The sequence below is a fragment of the Eubacterium sp. 3_1_31 genome, from assembly GCF_964249515.1.
Lineage (GTDB): Bacteria > Bacillota_I > Bacilli_A > Erysipelotrichales > Erysipelotrichaceae > Longicatena > Longicatena caecimuris.
This window is the reverse complement of sequence record NZ_CAXUBY010000114.1, coordinates 1-680: the sequence shown is the minus strand read 5'-3', so window position 1 is coordinate 680 and position 680 is coordinate 1. Positions and strand designations below refer to the sequence as shown.

General features: G+C 36.9%; 1 protein-coding gene. It reads left to right on the top strand.

Annotated elements, in window-relative coordinates:
• Positions 1–588 (top strand): helix-turn-helix domain-containing protein (locus ACESSZ_RS16480; protein ID WP_499842911.1); only part of this gene is annotated, 588 nt, incomplete at its 5' end.
• Between the last annotated feature and the right edge of the window lie 92 nt (positions 589–680).

The following is a 680-nucleotide window of genomic DNA, read 5'->3' as shown; positions in this document are numbered from 1 at the left end:
CTTGCGGACAAAATCGGTATCAATATGCAGAGCCTTTCCAAGATTGAACGTGGTGTGAATTATCCTACCTTTGATACGCTGGAAAAGATAATGGACGTGCTGGGTGTAACGCCCAATGAATTATTGTCGGGAGAATGGAAGTATATCGACCATACCGAGCCATATATTATGGATATTATCAAACGGGAACAGGACTTCAATGTTTCCTTAGATTATCTGTCTGAAAATGAATTCTTTGATAATGAAAACGAATACAAATTCTACATGGAAACCATATTGATTAGATACATCAGCAATTATCTTTCTAATGAGGTTGTAGAAATTGAAGAACTTATGGAAATCAAACAGTTAATACAGCGTCAAAAAATAGAACGTATGATGAAAGTACACAAGGAAATGCGAGGGTTAGACCGATACAGAGAACAACCAAAAGAATACAAATATCACAACCCTTATGATGATTGGATATTCCGTCAACTTGCAGATATTGACAACAGAAAAAACATTCCTAATACTTCTCCACAAGTAGACTTTAATGAGGGAGATTATGAAGATTATCTAAAGGCGAAATGGAACAGAGGTTTTTAATTTCCTCTTGCATGGAAGATACAGCAAACAAAAAGCCCAGTAAAGAGTGCAAAGCACCACCAATGGTGGCAAGGCTCTTGACAGGGCTTTTT